The following is a 14,636-nucleotide window of genomic DNA, read 5'->3' on the forward strand; positions in this document are numbered from 1 at the left end:
TTTGAACGCACAAAAAACAGAGAGAATGTTCTCTCTGTTTTTTCGTATAGCGAGTTACGGCATGATCGTTACTTTTACTGTTCTGTTCCCCCACGCCAATGCTGAACCGCGATCGGCGATGAAGATATCGATTTTATTTCCTTTGATTGCACCGCCAGTGTCACCTGCAATGGCATAGCCATATCCTTCAACATACACTCTTGAGCCAAGTGGAATCACAGATGGATCAACTGCAATCACTTTCATACCAGGGTTTGCTTTCAGGTTAATCCCTGTTGCCGTAATCCCTGAGCACCCGGCACATGAAGCCGTGTAAGCTGTTGAGCTCATCGTGATTGTTTGACCGGATGGTGCAGATGTTGCTGCTGCAGTTTGTGCAGGCTGGGACGATCCGGATGAAGCTGCTGCTTTTTTCGTTGTTTCACGTGAAACGCTTGCAACGACCGGTTTCTTCGTACCAACAGCGACTACTTTATTTTTGCTTTCTTTTACAGTCTTTTCTTCTTTCAGATCACGGGATACTTCTTTCCCGTTTTCTTTTACAACTTCGTATGTTTTTTCAATTAGACCTTCTTCGCCTTCCTGAACAACCTTTTCAGTACCTTCGGCTAATGTATTGTCTTCTTTCTGTTCCACACTGAAGTCCTTCGTCTCTTCCACCACATCGGTGACCTTATCAACGTGGACGATCTTCACAGTAGCGCCCTCCGTCAACATAGTGTCTTCAGATGGTTCTACGCGATCATCTTGATCCAGCTTAATCTCATGCTGGTTTAAAAAGTCAGCGACGGTGATCGAAGTCGACCAAACCTCTTCATGTTCAGTCCCATTAACAAGTGTCCATGCAAAAGCTTTTTCAAGAGAAAGCGTCATATCTTCCTCGATACTTTCATTCATCGCATGTGACAGCTTGTCCACGTCACTTACATCTAATTGTTCTTTACGCAGGAATTCTCCTACGGTTTGTGCATTTGTCATGATTTTCTGCGTCTCTCCGCCTAAATCAAATGACACCTGTTTCGCCGGTCTCCAGCGTACGGTCATATCGTGATAGATCTCCGTATCGCCAGAGGGGTATAAATAGTCCTCTGAGTGTAAATCCATTTCTAACTCTGCAAATATATCTTCAACAGTGGCAGCGTTTGTGCGCACCAATTGCTCTTCACCATTTAAGGAAAGGGTTACCGTCTTCTTCATACCTTCCTGAAAAAGGAAACCAACAACTAAAACAAATACTGTTAAAGTTACCAAAGAATAGACCCAGTTCCTCTTACTCATAGACTTTGGAAACAGGTTTTTCATGTTCTTTTCTGATTGCATGAAAAACTCCTCCTTTACTCCGAGTGATTATAAAGACTATCAGAATAGATTGTCAACCTCCGAATTTGAGACATTTTCCCTGCGCAGGGGAGATATGTCCCAATTATGCAGACCGTTTTTCAGTCTGAAAAGGTTTTTTAATCGACAACTGAACGTTGGTATGACGCAAAAGATGTCGCACAAACGTGCTCAATTTTACCTAAAGCTTAAAATCAATTATTTCAGCTGATAAATTTTTTTTGCGTTTTCTGTCGTACGTTTTCCAACTTCTTCGTACGAAATGCCTTTTAATTCAGCGATCTGTTCCGCAACCAGCTTTACATAAGCAGGTTCATTCCGCTTCCCGCGATTCGGATGCGGCGCTAAGTACGGTGCATCTGTTTCAATCAGCAAATGCTCAAGCCCGATTTCTTCAGCAACCTCTTTTGGCTTCTTTGCATTCTTAAATGTCACAGGTCCGCCAAGTGAGATCATAAAGTTCAGATCAATACACTGCTTTGCAATTTCAACACTTCCGCTGTAGCAGTGCATAATACCGCCTACTTCTTCAGCGTTTTCTTCTCTCAGGATATCTACAACATCCTGCGTTGCTTCACGATTATGAATCACGATTGGAAGCTTTACTTTTTTAGCTAATTGAATCTGTTTTCTGAAGGCCTCTTTCTGAACATCATGCGGGGACTTATCCCAGTGATAATCAAGACCCGTTTCTCCAATCGCAACGACCTTCGGGTGCGCAGCGAGTTCTTCAATCCACTCCAGATCTTCATCAGTCATATCAATGGCATCAACCGGGTGCCAGCCAATTGCCGCATAAATGAAATCATGCGTCTCAGCAAGCTCCATTGCTTTTTTGATTGTCTTTGTATCAAAGCCGACAACTGTCATGTATTCAACATTATTTTCCTTTGCGCGCTGTATCACTTCATCTAGATCATCTTCAAACTGATCTGCATTTAAGTGAACGTGTGTATCGAATAACATTGTATCCTCTCCTTCACAGCAAATTTAGTGTATTAAAAAACCATGTGTCATACATCACAGCCATGTAACAATCTATTAACAAATTAACAATCAGGTTAAAATACACATTAGTAAAAGTTTATGTGTATACATGCAAATAATATTATTTTAAAAGTAATTTTTCTAACAAAACATCTATATGGCAGTGTTTAATATTCTGATTTTTTATATCAATATAACTTAAACCAATAACAGGTGATTTATTAGAAAAATAAACCAATTCACCTCATTGATACAAAAAAATGACGAGTTTCTTCTATTGTTATAGTTCGTTACATAGGTGTAATATTTAAGACACATAAGAAACATAAGAACCAGATACTTGAACTTATAGGAGACTGATTATTTCAGCTGAAAATATTAGCGAAAGTTACTCAGCTGCTGACCGGAGTGAAGGACGGAGGCTCACCGTCCGGGGGCAGGAAAGCGCAGTCTGCACGGAGGTCATCAGCGTTTTTAACTTATCTCCCAAAACAAAAAGAAGAGAGGAATGAATCCTCCCCTCTTCGCTCAATTATTTAACACGTGCACCATTTTCCAGGTTTTCTGCCACATGTGCAAGTGATAAGACTCCATCTTTCTCACCCGCAAGAATCATGCCTTCAGACAGCTCCCCTCGAAGCTTGACCGGCTTCAGGTTTGTCACACAGACAACCTTTTTACCAATCAGGTCTTCAGGCTTGTAAAATTTCGCGATCCCTGAGACAACCTGACGTTTTTCAAAGCCGAGATCCAGTTGAAGTTTCAATAGCTTATCTGTTTTCTTTACAGGCTCACATTCAGTTACAGTTGCAACACGAAGGTCTACTTTCATAAAGTCTTCAAACGTAATTTCCTCTTCAAGCTCAACCGGCTCTTCTGCAGGAGCAGGGGCCGTTCCAGACATTTTCTCTTTAATGTAAGCAGCTTCTTCTGTTACATCAAGTCTCGGGAAGATCGGCTCCCCTTTTGCAACAACCTTCGTGCCTGCTGGAATAGCACCAAAGCTTTCAAGTGTTTCCCACTTCAGGTGCGTGTCATCAAGCTGAAGCTGAGACAGGATGCGCTTTGGCGTTTCAGTCATGAATGGCTGAAGCTGAACTGCCACGCGGCGTAACGTTTCAGCTAAGTGGTTCATGACATGCCCAAGTTCTTCTTTTTTCGCTTCATCTTTTGCAAGCACCCATGGCTGTGTTTCATCTATATATTTGTTAGCACGGCTGATCAGCTGCCAGACAGTCGCAAGTGCTACGGAGAATTCCATATTTTCCATTGATTCCTGGAATTTTTCAACCGTTTCTTCATTTAACTGAAGTAATTCCTTATCAAATGGACCTGCTGAGCCCTGATAAACAGGAATTTCACCGTCAAAGTATTTATTGATCATTGCAACGGTACGGTTTAACAGGTTACCAAGGTCATTGGCAAGGTCAAAATTCACGCGCTCAACAAAGCCTTCAGGTGTGAAAATGCCGTCAGAGCCAAATGGCACTTCACGAAGCAGGTAGTAACGAAGTGCATCCAGACCATATCGGTCAATTAATGTAACAGGATCCACAACGTTTCCTTTTGATTTCGACATTTTTCCGTCCTTCATTAATAGCCAGCCGTGTGCAAAGACCTGCTTAGGAAGTGGCAGATCAAGTGCCATCAGCATAATTGGCCAGTAAATCGTATGGAAACGAACGATCTCTTTACTCATCAGGTGAACGTTAGCCGGCCAGAACTGGCGGAAGCGCTCCTCGTTTTCAGAACCGTAACCAAGTGCCGTAATATAGTTCGACAGTGCATCAATCCATACGTAGACAACATGCTTCGGATCACCAGGAACTTTTACACCCCAGTCAAATGTCGTTCTTGAAACAGCAAGATCTTCAAGACCCGGCTTAATGAAGTTATTCAGCATTTCATTCTTACGTGATTCCGGCTGAATGAATGCAGGATTTTCTTCATAATACTTCACCAGACGGTCTGCATATTTACTCATACGGAAGAAATAAGATTCCTCACGTACCTTTTCAACAGGATGTCCGCTGTCAGGACTTTTTCCGCCAACCACGTTGCCTTCACTGTCGAGCTCTTTTTCTTCAAGCTGTGTTTCAGTATAGAAGGTTTCATCCGGGATCGAATACCAGCCTTCATATTCACCAAGATAAATATCTCCCTGGTCATGCAGCTGCTTAAAAATCTTTTCAACAACAGTTTTATGGCGCTCTTCTGTTGTACGGATAAAGTCATCATATGAGATATCCATTTTTTTCCACAGATCCTGAATACCGGATACAATGTCATCTACGTAAGCCTGCGGGGAAATACCCTGCTCTTTTGCTTTTTCCTGGATTTTCTGACCATGCTCGTCCGTTCCGGTCAGATACATCACATCAAACCCTAAAAGACGCTTATAACGTGCCATCGCGTCTCCTGCTACTGTTGTATATGCATGCCCGATATGCAGCTTGCCGCTCGGGTAATAAATTGGTGTCGTAATATAAAACGTATTGTTCGGCTGACTCACTGATTATCCTCCTCGATCAGCATCAGAAACTCAGTTCTGACGCGTTTTCATATGTAAAAAAATATACCCGAAATAGGAAGTGAATGCAACCGCCACACCCATCTCAGACAAAACTCCCCAGTTTTGTCGAATCATCATGTCATATTTGTCGAATAACGAATTAACTCGAATTCAAAATAATTTTATTTACACTTACAGTTATTACATGTTATAGTCAATATTGTAGAAGGTAATATTTTCAATTAGCTCTAAACGCTGATATAAAAGGATTTTATAATAAATTAGTTTGGACACATTTGGGAGAAAATATGTATTGACTAATTTGGGAAACGTTGGTATGATATAAAAACAGAGAGAAAAATGTCGAAACTTGACGAATAAAAGATAAAAAACAAATACACCTTTGAGAGGGGATTTTTAATCATGAAATCAACAGGAATTGTACGTAAAGTAGACGAACTAGGCCGAGTGGTGATTCCAATTGAACTTCGCCGTACACTTGGAATTGCAGAGAAAGATGCACTTGAAATCTATGTGGATGACGAGAAAATCATCCTAAAAAAGTATAAGCCAAGCATGACTTGTCAGATCACTGGTGAAGTTTCAGATGACAACCTTAAGCTCGCAGGCGGAAAGCTTGTCCTAAGCCGTGAAGGTGCTGAAATGCTAATCAAGGAAATCCAAAGCAACCTTCAAGGTGCTTAATTCATAAATTTTTTTACTGCTCCCTTAGTGGAGCAGTTTTTTTGTTGTCAATGCACCTGGCGCAAGGACTACTCTCCACACCAATAAAAAAAGACCACCTTTACAGTGATCTCCCATTTAATGATCTACGTGATAATCCTGATATACGTCCCGCTTCGGAAGCCCCCGGTCTTTTGCAGTTTCTTTAATCGCTGCTTTAGAAGTCATGGATTTCTGCTGAATATAGTGTTCTACATGCTGAGTCAGCGATAATTCAGACCACCAGATCTCCTCATCCTGCTGCCATTCATCACGACTCGCGCCTTCAATAACCAGACAAAATTCACCGCGCAGCTCGGTTTCCTCTGCCCACTGCAAACATTCCTCAATCGTTCCACGGACAAATTCCTCAAACTTTTTCGTTAGCTCCCGCGAAACAGACATCTGCCGTTCAGCACCGAGTGCATCCTGCATTTCTTTGAGCGTCTCCTTCAGCCGATGAGGCGATTCATAAAGAATAAATGTCGCTGGAATGGTTGATAAAAACGCCAGCTCTTCCCGCTTCTCTTTTTTCTGACGGGGTAAAAAGCCGTAATAATAAAAGGGCTGCGGCTTTAATCCTGAAGCAATAAGTGCTGTTACCGCCGCATTCGCTCCAGGCAGCGGAACGACATTAATTCCCTCTTCCACACACTGCTTTACAAGCTCATAACCAGGATCCGAAATGCAAGGCGTCCCGGCATCTGTCACAAGGGCAATCTGCTTTCCGTCATGAAGGTCGCCTAGCAGCTTGCGGCCACTTTCTTCTTTATTATGATCATGATAACTGACAAGCTTTGTCTCAATCTCAAAATGACGGCAAAGATTTTTCGTATTACGCGTATCTTCTGCTGCGATGAGGTCCGCTTCTTTCAGGATATTCACTGCTCTGAAAGTCATATCTTCCAAATTTCCTATCGGTGTTGGCACAAGATAGAGCCTGCCTTCATTTTCCTGCTGAAAACTTTTTTGTGTTTGCAACCTCTTCACCCCTCTCTTTTAAATACAAATCCTTTTGCACTCTCGACTTCTGTTTGAACCAGTACTCTGCCTGCATCGCTTCCCTTTTTGTAGTAAACGATTCATGATGAATCATTTCGACTGGACGCCTTGTTCTTGTATATTTAGAAGCCGTGCCTCCATTGTGCTGAGAGAGCCGCCGCTCAAGATCAATCGTATAGCCGCCGTAGTAAGAACCATCTTTACACTTTAGCACGTAGAAGAAATGGTTAGCCTCTGCTCCCATATAAAATCTCCTTCATTTCGTCAGTGTATTCATTGTTCTCTTTATAGACGATCAGTGGTGGTAAAATTTTCACATCAGGCTTCCCGTCTTTTGCTGCTTCTACCAAAATCGTATTGGCCTCTTTGCCCTCTTTTGGATAAACAAACTGAATCCGCTTCGGCTCGAGACGGTACTGCCTCATTAATGTAATCAGATCCAGCAGTCTCCCCGGCCGGTGAACAAACGCTGCTTTGCCGCCCTGCTTTAACAGCCCGCTGCTTACACGGATCGTATCTTCAAGCGTGCACATAATCTCATGACGCGCAATCGTTAAATGTTCATTCTCATTCAGCTCATCTTTTCCCGGCGTTGTAAAATATGGTGGATTACACGTAACAACATCGTGCCTTGCATATCCAAGCTTTGGTGAAACCGTATTTAAATCCTCGCAAACCATCTGGATCTGCTGCGCGAGTTCATTATGGTCAATGCTTCTATTCGCCATATCTGCAAGTCTTTCCTGAATTTCAACACCAGTAATCGAGCCATTTGTTCTCGTACTTAAAATAAGCGGAATCACACCATTGCCTGAACAGAGGTCAATCAGACTTCCTTTTCTGATCGGTACCTGCACGAAACGCGCGAGCAGGACTGCATCAAGCGAAAAGGAAAAGACTGATGGACTCTGGATAATTCTTAAATCTTCAGCCAGGAGATAATCCAGCCGCTCATCACCAATTAATTGCATGTTGTGATCCTCTTTTCTTTTAACTCTGTAAAAGCTGGCTGTTGATTGCAGCGAGAGGGGGACGTTTTCCGCGGCCGGGCGGTGAGCCCGCAGGCTTTGCCTAGGCCTCACCTGTCCCTTCCTGCCGAAGGAGTCGCCCCCTTACGCTCCAATCAACAGCTGTGCAGCAATATTAATGGACTTTAACAAAGCTATTTTATTAATGTGTAGGCATAATTGAAATATGTGCCACGGGTCAGCGCACTCGATCCGCTGGATACAGCACTCAACAGCGCTCATAGCACACTCAACCGGCCCCATACAGCACTCAATAGCATCCATACCATACTCAGCCAAGCCTCATAAGACATTCAATTACCACAGTCTACACAAAAAAAGCCCGGCAGGACGTCCGCCTGTTTTTCATGGAGAAAAACAGGCGGCGTAATGCCAGCCTCTATTTTTTCGTTAAAAATGACAGACAGAACAGGCAGTCTTCATCCTTGCGCGGGCTTCCAAAGTGAATGTTACAAATGTGGAAGCCTTCATGATAAAGACGGGCGAGGTTATCGTATCCCTCACCAATATCTGTGCTTGAACCTGCAGCTTTTCGGGCATCAGCCTTGCCTGCTGGAGCCTCTGTTTCGCTCCCAAGCTGTTCAAGTCTTCTGCGCAGATGTTCATTTTCTATCTGCAGCGAATGATTCTCTTCCATCATGTCAGCAAGATGATGCTTCAGTTCGCCAAGCTGCTGGTATAACTGACCAATCTGCTGTTCCATATTGGATACTGAATCAAAGAACTCCTTCTTATCCACGAACTCCACCCCGTTACTCTGTGGCTTGAATTGACGCAATATCGTGATTCATAATTTCTTCAAGCGTATACTCAAGCGTACGGTCCTGCTCCTTCATTTCAATCTGAAGAACGCGCTCGAGCATATTCAGTCCGACAACTTTTCCTTTACCTTCAGGCGTCTGAACGAATGCACCAAGGTCAGGCATTTCTTCTTTTGCCTGCTCGTACTCGTCATTTTCATATTTCAGACAGCACATCAAGCGACCGCACAGCCCTGAAATTTTCGCCGGGTTAAGTGAGAGATTCTGATCCTTTGCCATTTTAATCGACACAGGTTCAAAGTCTCCGAGGAAAGTTGAGCAGCAAAGCATACGCCCGCATGGCCCAATCCCGCCAAGCATTTTCGCTTCATCACGAACACCGATCTGTCTCAGTTCAATCCTTGTTCTGAAAACAGACGCCAGGTCTTTGACAAGATTTCTGAAATCGACCCGTCCGTCCGCTGTAAAATAAAAAATGACTTTATTGCGGTCAAATGTATATTCAACATCAACAAGTTTCATATCTAAATCATGCTCACTGATTTTCGCTGAACACACTTCATATGCATGAGCAGCTTCTTCCTTATTTTCCTGAACAGATAAGCGATCCTTCTGTTCAGCAATACGGACGATTTTTTTCAGTGGCAGCACGACATCATTCTTGTCCACTTTTTTGACTTCAGTGACAACTTTACCATATTCCACACCGCGTACCGTTTCCACAATAACGTATTCATCTATGTTCAGTGAAAGCTGGTTCGGGTCGAAATAATATATTTTGCCCGCTTTATTAAAGCGGACGCCTACTACTTCATACAAGTGCAGATCCCCCCTGCAATTTAAGCATCAGCTGTTCTAATAACAGCTGTGTATTCATATTTCTCTGTAGCTGTGTTTTCGCTTCGAGTATGACTGTCAGCTGGTGAGTAAGCTGATTCGCTGACGTCTGGAGTGCATCTGTACGAAACGTATCCAGCCAATCCGGGTATGACAGGTGATCGAGCTTGTCCGTTTGGATGTATAGGAGATCCTTATATATAAGAAGAAACAAATCGAGCGATTGGTCAATTTGCGATTTCTCTTTAAAATGCGGAAGATAGTCACTTTGAACCCTGATCATGGCTTCAAAGGGATCATCCTTTAGCACTTCGTATAATTTTAACATGATTTTTCTGGCTTGTACAAACCACTCATCATGACTGAGCTCAATTGCCTCATCAACCTGGTTCGTTAATTTTGATATCAGTGAGGCCATCGTCGGGTGTACTTCCTCTGAAATCAGCTTTTCTTTAAACAAAACAGGTGTCAACGGACGGAAAGATACGTGCTGACACCTGGAAAGTATAGTCGGAAGCATCTGATGAATCTGCTCAGTCAATAAAATCGCGGTCGTGGATGGATGCGGTTCTTCAAGAAACTTCAGTAAAGAGTTCGCAGCCTGTACCGTCATTTTGTCAGCACCGCTTATGATATAGGCTTTTTTCATTGATTCCATACCCGTTTTACTGAATTCTTCCTGCAGCAGCCGCACCTGTTCTTTTTTAATTGACTGTCCGTCCGGCTCAATCACGTGAACATCAGGGTGATTTCCCTGATCGATCCGCCGGCACTGTTCACAGGTATGACAGGGTTCGCCTTCATACAGCTGTCTGCAGAAAAGTCCTTTTGCAAGAAACAGTGCCATTTCTTTTTTCCCGGTACCGCGGCCGCCTTCAAACAGGTAAGCGTGCGCGACTCGGTTTTTCTGCAGGCTGTTTTGCAGCATTTTCATTGCGACCGGCTGCTGTGATGCCAGGTTCTGGTGCATATCGGCCATACTATCTCCCTTTTCTACGTGTATATAAGAATGAGCTTTCTGCTCTTTTAAAATTGGTGAAACTGCTCAATTGGCAGTACAAAAACCGTGGCTCCGCCAACTTCAACTTCTACAGGATAAGGAATGTAAGAATCCGCATTCCCGCCCATTGGTGAGACAGGGGCTACCATCTGTTCTCTTGAACGGCAGCTATCATTGATGACCTCTAACACTTTATCAACACGCGCATCCTCTGTACCGACCATAAACGTCGTATTACCGGATTTTAAGAATCCTCCGGTACTCGCAAGCTTTGTCGCACGGAAATTATTTTTCATTAACGCCGTGGATAAACGGTTCGAATCCTGATCCTGCACAATTGCGACAACTAGTTTCATCCATTCCACCCTCTTCCTTTTAAATAGGTTCTGCCTTTATTATACCAATAATACGTATATATTACGAAATCATTCCGGAAACCTTCATTTTTAGCTTTATTTAAGTTGGCTGATGATTTCCACTCCAGGGGGACGCTTTCCGCGGCCGGGCGGTGAGCCAGCAGGCTTCGCCGTAAGCCTCACCTGTCCCTTCCTGCGAGCCGCCCCCTTACGCTCCAATCATCAGCTGTGAAAAAACAACAATGGGTTTTATGAATGTGGGTTTTTAAAAAGTTCCAAAAGCACTGAAACAGCCTCTGTGGTGACGTTTTCGAGAGGTGCAGCAGCATCGATCAGTCTCATTCTTTCAGGAAAACGCGCCTGTAAGATCTGATAGCCTTCATATACTTTTTCATGGAAAGCCATTCCTTCAAGGTCCAGACGATTCACTTCACGCCCTGCATTTTGCTCAATCCGCTTCAAACCCTCTTCAGGTGAAATATCAAAATAAAGCGTGCAGTCAGGCATCATTGACCCGATTGCAAACTGATTAATACTCCATACTTCATCTATGCCAAGTCCTCTCGCATGCCCCTGATAAGCCAGTGAGCTATCAATGAAACGGTCACACAGGACGACTTTCCCAGCATCAAGCGCAGGCTTCACTTTTTCCGCTAAATGCTGTCTGCGGGCTGCAGCGTATAAAAGCGCTTCTGTCCGGCTGTCCATCTCAGTATGCGACGGGTCAAGAATCACTTCCCTGATCTTTTCTGCAATCTTAATCCCGCCAGGCTCACGCGTCAGCATCACATCATAACCAAGCGCTTCAAGCTTCATTTTTATTTCAACAGAAGCAGTCGTTTTTCCTGCTCCTTCAGGCCCTTCTAATGTAATAAATAAACCTTTACTCATTGATATCCTCCTGCACAACTTTCATTTTTCCTTCTATTAAATATGATCCGCCTTGAAAACGCATATTTGTTTTCACAAGACGATTCAGCTCATTCAATTTTTCCAATGTCAGTTTCTCACCTGCAATAATCATTGGAATCCCGGGCGGATAAGGCGTAATCGTTTCAGCAGCAATTCTCCCATCAGCCTCCTCAACCGGCATTACGGCAAACGGAAGCTGATCTGCATTACATACCGCTAGTGTCGTAATCGCTTCACGGAACACTGCAGGCTGAGCCTTTTCCGTCCATTCCGCTTTTTCAGCAATTTCATGCAGTGACTCAATGACGCGTTCTGTCTGCAGCCGTCCTCCCGCTTTTAAAAGTGGAAGCATCCATAATACCTGAAGCGGATCTGCAAGCTCTGCATAAATACCGCGCTCCTCACACGCATCCTGCAGATCATATCCGCTCACCCCGTCCATTCTGATGATTAATTTCAACGGATCTTCCGGCTCAATCACTGACAGTCGGGAAATCTCCCGCAACCGGCTTACCAGCTCAACACGCACATTTTTAAAATAAACCATATCCTCATCCAAATAAGTTGCTGCATAATATCGTGCATCATCCAGCGATGCCATAATCGGATAAGACGGACTGCTGGACTGAAGCATCCCAAGCAGCTGCTCAATGCGGTGATCATGTTCAAAGTCTTTTCCAATATGTAAATACGAGCCCATCGTCAGGGCCGGCAGTGTTTTGTGAGCTGACTGCACCACTGCATCAGCTCCCATATGAAGTGAAGATACAGGGAAACCCGGCAGTGAGAAATGAGCCCCGTGCGCTTCATCAACAAGTACGGCAAGGCCCGACTGCTTAGCGGTCTCAATGACTTTTTTCATCTGACCGGTATGACCGTAGTAAGAAGGATACGTCAGCAAAACAGCTTTGGCATCCGGGAATTCTGTAATGGCTTGTTCAAGCAGATCAGGTGAAATGCCTGAAGGGGTCATTGATTCCGGGTGCACTTCAGGGGTTAAAAACACCGGCTTCACCCGCGCCAGCCGGCAGGCATGAATGACTGATTTATGCGCATTCCCAGCCACCAGCAGATGACTCCCCGGTTCACATAACCCCATCACCATCGCAAGATTTCCAATCGTCGAGCCATTTACAAGAAAGTAGCTTTTAAAAGCGCCGGCATATGCCGCTAAAAGCGCCTGTGCTTTTGCAATTGGTCCCTCAGGTGCATGCAAATCATCAAGACCTGAAAGCTCTGTCTGGTCCCACCTGCCAAAATGACCCGCAAATTCTCCAATCATTCCATTCTTATGACCCGGCACATGAAAAGACACCGGCTCCTGGCTCATATGAGATTGAAGCGCCTCAACAAGCGGTCTTTCCTTCTGATTCATAACGTTCTCCTTTAGTGAAATCGTTCCTTTATTGTATCATGATTTATTTTCAGCACATAAAAAAAGCCCGCATTCCAGGCAGGCTTCCATGCACTACTTATTCTTTTAAGAGATGAATCCACCTGTCATATCCATGATCCTCAGGTTTCAGCTGAATCAGTGACTGCTCACACCACACGCAAATAAATTTTGAAGACAGGCGGATCGCCCGGTTGTATCGTCTTCCACAAGCTCGGCAATGTCTCATGAACTTTCCTCCACTTCGCAGCATGTCATACCACTCAGTATAGACACTGCGGATAAAAAGTAATCTATCTATCCTATTCTTTTTATCCGTAAACGTGAAGAAAATTCCTCAACAAACTTCTCAGAGCCTTGTTGACCGACGCTCATCCTCCAGATTTGGTTCAGAAGGCGCTTCCTCAGGCTCTCTCACATCACTATCAACAGCCAGACCTTTTCTCTTACGGTTTCCATCAGACATCACACCGAATGACACAATAACAGTTAGAATCAAAAGAATGATCATCCACCACATTCTTTTCTCCTCCCTGCTTATTTAAAATTAAATACCTGTCGTCTTCCGGTCATTATCCATCACATACTGCTGATGCACTTCTTCCCCACCGTTCCGATACTGCTCAAGGTTTTTCCGGGCGCTTTTCTTACGGTCAACAATCAAACCGAACCCAATCAATCCGGCAACGATTCCAATGACGTACACAAATATCCACAGACACCTCATATACTCTCACTATACCCTTTTTTAAGATTTTATCCAATAGGCAGAACCATCCTGATTCCGGTCCATGAATCCATATTCAATAAAATAGCGGCGGATCGTGACAAAATCAGCATATACCTGTTTAATTACTTCATTTACTTCCTTTTCCGTATATTGCTGTCCTACATTAAATTTCTTTAGCAAATACTGAAGCACAACAATCTTTTTCTTTTCTTTACTAGGAAACTGACTCAACGTCCCATCCTCTTTAAAATACGTCTTCAATACCTTCTCCTGTTCCTTAGTCGTAATCGCGTAACGCTCATCCACCATCGTCGCCCCCCTGTGTATCTGGACCAGACTCTCCGGTCCCGTATCCTCTTTCAATAACTGCATTAACGCTAAAAATACACGCGCCTGCTTTTCCTTCTCCTTAAACTTAAACCGGTGATTCCGAACCGTCGAAGGACTCCCGCCAATCTGCTTCGCCGCCTCCTTATCAGACACCCCCTGCTTAAAATATGATAACAGCTCCTTCTGATGATCCGATAAACCCGTATACTTCTTATCCATATTCATCAAATAAACAAACATCGACTCATGCTCAGCCTGTACATGAAGCTCAGCAGCCTTGTAAGCCTCAAAAAAGCGTGAATCAACCTGAAAAACTTCTCCCTTCTCAAAACGCTCTTCACAAATTAAACAGTAATAAGCCCCCTCTGCTTGCTTCACACCATGCGCCAGCTCCTCAACAGAAGCCTCCCAAAACAATTCACTCAACATAAACACTCCTTTAAAAGTTTACCTTTTAATAAACATATTATATTATTGTTTATATTTAATCAAACATTATTTTATTTTGTTTGCTTTTTAATTGTAAATTAAGATGTGGTTTCAGGTGCAGCGAATGAGGAGTGATGGAATTATGTTATACCCTGATGAAATTGCAGATAATATTGAAGGAAATCATTGTGGGTTAAAGGCTGCTGAAGGAATTAAAGAACGGATTGAGGGAATCAAATCATATATTGAAATGATTGATCCAGGATTGAGGCAATAACTTTCGAGTTAAAGGAATTCC

18 protein-coding genes are annotated in these 14,636 nt (G+C 43.6%); 2 read left to right on the forward strand and 16 right to left on the reverse strand.

All coding sequences use genetic code 11. The features are described 5' to 3' along the window. Positions 1-54: 54 nt before the first annotated feature. The 3 genes from ACH6CZ_RS16020 to metG all read right to left on the reverse strand — a co-directional run bounded on the left by ACH6CZ_RS16020 (position 55) and on the right by metG (position 4,837). Positions 55-1,320: a ubiquitin-like domain-containing protein gene (locus tag ACH6CZ_RS16020; RefSeq protein ID WP_374098446.1), complete on the reverse strand. Its 1,266-nt coding sequence runs from the start codon at positions 1,318-1,320 to the stop codon at positions 55-57. Between the two features lie 216 nt (positions 1,321-1,536). Then, positions 1,537-2,304, reverse strand: a complete 768-nt coding sequence (locus ACH6CZ_RS16025; protein WP_374098447.1) for a TatD family hydrolase — start codon at positions 2,302-2,304, stop codon at positions 1,537-1,539. Positions 2,305-2,857: 553 nt separating this feature from the next. Beyond that, positions 2,858-4,837 carry a methionine--tRNA ligase gene (metG, locus tag ACH6CZ_RS16030; protein WP_374098448.1) on the reverse strand — a complete coding sequence of 660 codons (1,980 nt, stop codon included), beginning with the start codon at positions 4,835-4,837 and terminating at the stop codon, positions 2,858-2,860. Between the two features lie 423 nt (positions 4,838-5,260). On the opposite strand from metG, the gene ACH6CZ_RS16035 reads away from it, so the two are divergent. Further along, positions 5,261-5,542, forward strand: a complete 282-nt coding sequence (locus tag ACH6CZ_RS16035) for a transition state genes transcriptional regulator AbrB (protein ID WP_039806138.1) — start codon at positions 5,261-5,263, stop codon at positions 5,540-5,542. A gap of 117 nt (positions 5,543-5,659) precedes the next feature. Here ACH6CZ_RS16035 and rsmI read toward each other — a convergent pair whose 3' ends face one another. The 13 genes from rsmI to ACH6CZ_RS16100 form a co-directional block, all read right to left on the reverse strand. Continuing rightward, entirely contained in the window at positions 5,660-6,541 is an 882-nt protein-coding gene (rsmI, locus tag ACH6CZ_RS16040) for a 16S rRNA (cytidine(1402)-2'-O)-methyltransferase (RefSeq protein ID WP_374098449.1), read from the reverse strand. After that, positions 6,507-6,806: a GIY-YIG nuclease family protein gene (locus tag ACH6CZ_RS16045; RefSeq protein WP_374098450.1), complete on the reverse strand. Its 300-nt coding sequence runs from the start codon at positions 6,804-6,806 to the stop codon at positions 6,507-6,509. The genes rsmI and ACH6CZ_RS16045 overlap by 35 nt, the downstream gene beginning before the upstream one ends. Further along, a complete protein-coding gene (locus tag ACH6CZ_RS16050; RefSeq protein WP_374098451.1) occupies positions 6,790-7,533 on the reverse strand; it encodes a tRNA1(Val) (adenine(37)-N6)-methyltransferase in 744 nt (247 codons plus the stop codon). The genes ACH6CZ_RS16045 and ACH6CZ_RS16050 overlap by 17 nt, the downstream gene beginning before the upstream one ends. A 436-nt stretch (positions 7,534-7,969) precedes the next feature. Further along, on the reverse strand, positions 7,970-8,329 hold the full coding sequence (gene yabA, locus ACH6CZ_RS16055; RefSeq protein ID WP_374098452.1) for a DNA replication initiation control protein YabA: 360 nt from the start codon (positions 8,327-8,329) through the stop codon (positions 7,970-7,972). Between the two features lie 13 nt (positions 8,330-8,342). Beyond that, positions 8,343-9,170 (reverse strand): PSP1 domain-containing protein, encoded by an 828-nt coding sequence (locus tag ACH6CZ_RS16060; protein WP_374098453.1) that lies wholly within the window; start codon positions 9,168-9,170, stop codon positions 8,343-8,345. Further along, the gene (holB, locus tag ACH6CZ_RS16065; RefSeq protein WP_374098454.1) at positions 9,163-10,167 is read right to left on the reverse strand and encodes a DNA polymerase III subunit delta'; all 1,005 of its coding nucleotides are present in this window, start codon (positions 10,165-10,167) and stop codon (positions 9,163-9,165) included. Before holB ends, ACH6CZ_RS16060 begins: the two co-directional genes overlap by 8 nt. A gap of 47 nt (positions 10,168-10,214) precedes the next feature. Next, positions 10,215-10,544, reverse strand: coding sequence for a cyclic-di-AMP receptor (locus ACH6CZ_RS16070; RefSeq protein ID WP_039806128.1), 330 nt, complete (start codon positions 10,542-10,544; stop codon positions 10,215-10,217). Between the two features lie 249 nt (positions 10,545-10,793). Further along, positions 10,794-11,435 (reverse strand): dTMP kinase, encoded by a 642-nt coding sequence (gene tmk, locus ACH6CZ_RS16075; protein WP_374098455.1) that lies wholly within the window; start codon positions 11,433-11,435, stop codon positions 10,794-10,796. Next, positions 11,428-12,831 carry an aminotransferase class I/II-fold pyridoxal phosphate-dependent enzyme gene (locus ACH6CZ_RS16080; RefSeq protein ID WP_374098456.1) on the reverse strand — a complete coding sequence of 468 codons (1,404 nt, stop codon included), beginning with the start codon at positions 12,829-12,831 and terminating at the stop codon, positions 11,428-11,430. Before ACH6CZ_RS16080 ends, tmk begins: the two co-directional genes overlap by 8 nt. 97 nt (positions 12,832-12,928) lie before the next feature. Next, a complete protein-coding gene (locus ACH6CZ_RS16085) occupies positions 12,929-13,078 on the reverse strand; it encodes a sigma factor G inhibitor Gin (RefSeq protein ID WP_162182126.1) in 150 nt (49 codons plus the stop codon). Positions 13,079-13,198: 120 nt separating this feature from the next. Beyond that, positions 13,199-13,369, reverse strand: a complete 171-nt coding sequence (locus ACH6CZ_RS16090) for a hypothetical protein (protein WP_374098457.1) — start codon at positions 13,367-13,369, stop codon at positions 13,199-13,201. Positions 13,370-13,396: 27 nt separating this feature from the next. Next, entirely contained in the window at positions 13,397-13,555 is a 159-nt protein-coding gene (locus ACH6CZ_RS16095; protein WP_374098458.1) for a hypothetical protein, read from the reverse strand. A 42-nt stretch (positions 13,556-13,597) separates the two neighbouring features. Further along, positions 13,598-14,338, reverse strand: a complete 741-nt coding sequence (locus ACH6CZ_RS16100; protein WP_374098459.1) for a DUF2087 domain-containing protein — start codon at positions 14,336-14,338, stop codon at positions 13,598-13,600. A 142-nt stretch (positions 14,339-14,480) separates the two neighbouring features. Between ACH6CZ_RS16100 and ACH6CZ_RS16105 the strand changes: the two genes are divergently transcribed. Beyond that, entirely contained in the window at positions 14,481-14,615 is a 135-nt protein-coding gene (locus ACH6CZ_RS16105) for a hypothetical protein (protein ID WP_374098460.1), read from the forward strand. Positions 14,616-14,636: the final 21 nt, after the last annotated feature.

The organism is Jeotgalibacillus sp. JSM ZJ347, from assembly GCF_044383825.1.
Taxonomy (GTDB): Bacteria; Bacillota; Bacilli; order Bacillales; family Jeotgalibacillaceae; genus Jeotgalibacillus.

What these genes read in the sequence shown, in the direction of transcription:
- ACH6CZ_RS16020 (WP_374098446.1), bottom strand. Translation starts at nt 1,320, where the DNA reads ATGCAATCAGAAAAGAACATGAAAAACCTGTTTCCAAAGTCTATGAGT.
- ACH6CZ_RS16025 (WP_374098447.1), bottom strand. Translation starts at nt 2,304, where the DNA reads ATGTTATTCGATACACACGTTCACTTAAATGCAGATCAGTTTGAAGAT.
- ACH6CZ_RS16035 (WP_039806138.1), top strand. Translation starts at nt 5,261, where the DNA reads ATGAAATCAACAGGAATTGTACGTAAAGTAGACGAACTAGGCCGAGTG.
- ACH6CZ_RS16045 (WP_374098450.1), bottom strand. Translation starts at nt 6,806, where the DNA reads ATGGGAGCAGAGGCTAACCATTTCTTCTACGTGCTAAAGTGTAAAGAT.
- ACH6CZ_RS16050 (WP_374098451.1), bottom strand. Translation starts at nt 7,533, where the DNA reads ATGCAATTAATTGGTGATGAGCGGCTGGATTATCTCCTGGCTGAAGAT.
- holB (WP_374098454.1), bottom strand. Translation starts at nt 10,167, where the DNA reads ATGGCCGATATGCACCAGAACCTGGCATCACAGCAGCCGGTCGCAATG.
- ACH6CZ_RS16070 (WP_039806128.1), bottom strand. Translation starts at nt 10,544, where the DNA reads ATGAAACTAGTTGTCGCAATTGTGCAGGATCAGGATTCGAACCGTTTA.
- tmk (WP_374098455.1), bottom strand. Translation starts at nt 11,435, where the DNA reads ATGAGTAAAGGTTTATTTATTACATTAGAAGGGCCTGAAGGAGCAGGA.
- ACH6CZ_RS16080 (WP_374098456.1), bottom strand. Translation starts at nt 12,831, where the DNA reads ATGAATCAGAAGGAAAGACCGCTTGTTGAGGCGCTTCAATCTCATATG.
- ACH6CZ_RS16085 (WP_162182126.1), bottom strand. Translation starts at nt 13,078, where the DNA reads ATGAGACATTGCCGAGCTTGTGGAAGACGATACAACCGGGCGATCCGC.
- ACH6CZ_RS16090 (WP_374098457.1), bottom strand. Translation starts at nt 13,369, where the DNA reads ATGTGGTGGATGATCATTCTTTTGATTCTAACTGTTATTGTGTCATTC.
- ACH6CZ_RS16100 (WP_374098459.1), bottom strand. Translation starts at nt 14,338, where the DNA reads ATGTTGAGTGAATTGTTTTGGGAGGCTTCTGTTGAGGAGCTGGCGCAT.
- ACH6CZ_RS16105 (WP_374098460.1), top strand. Translation starts at nt 14,481, where the DNA reads ATGTTATACCCTGATGAAATTGCAGATAATATTGAAGGAAATCATTGT.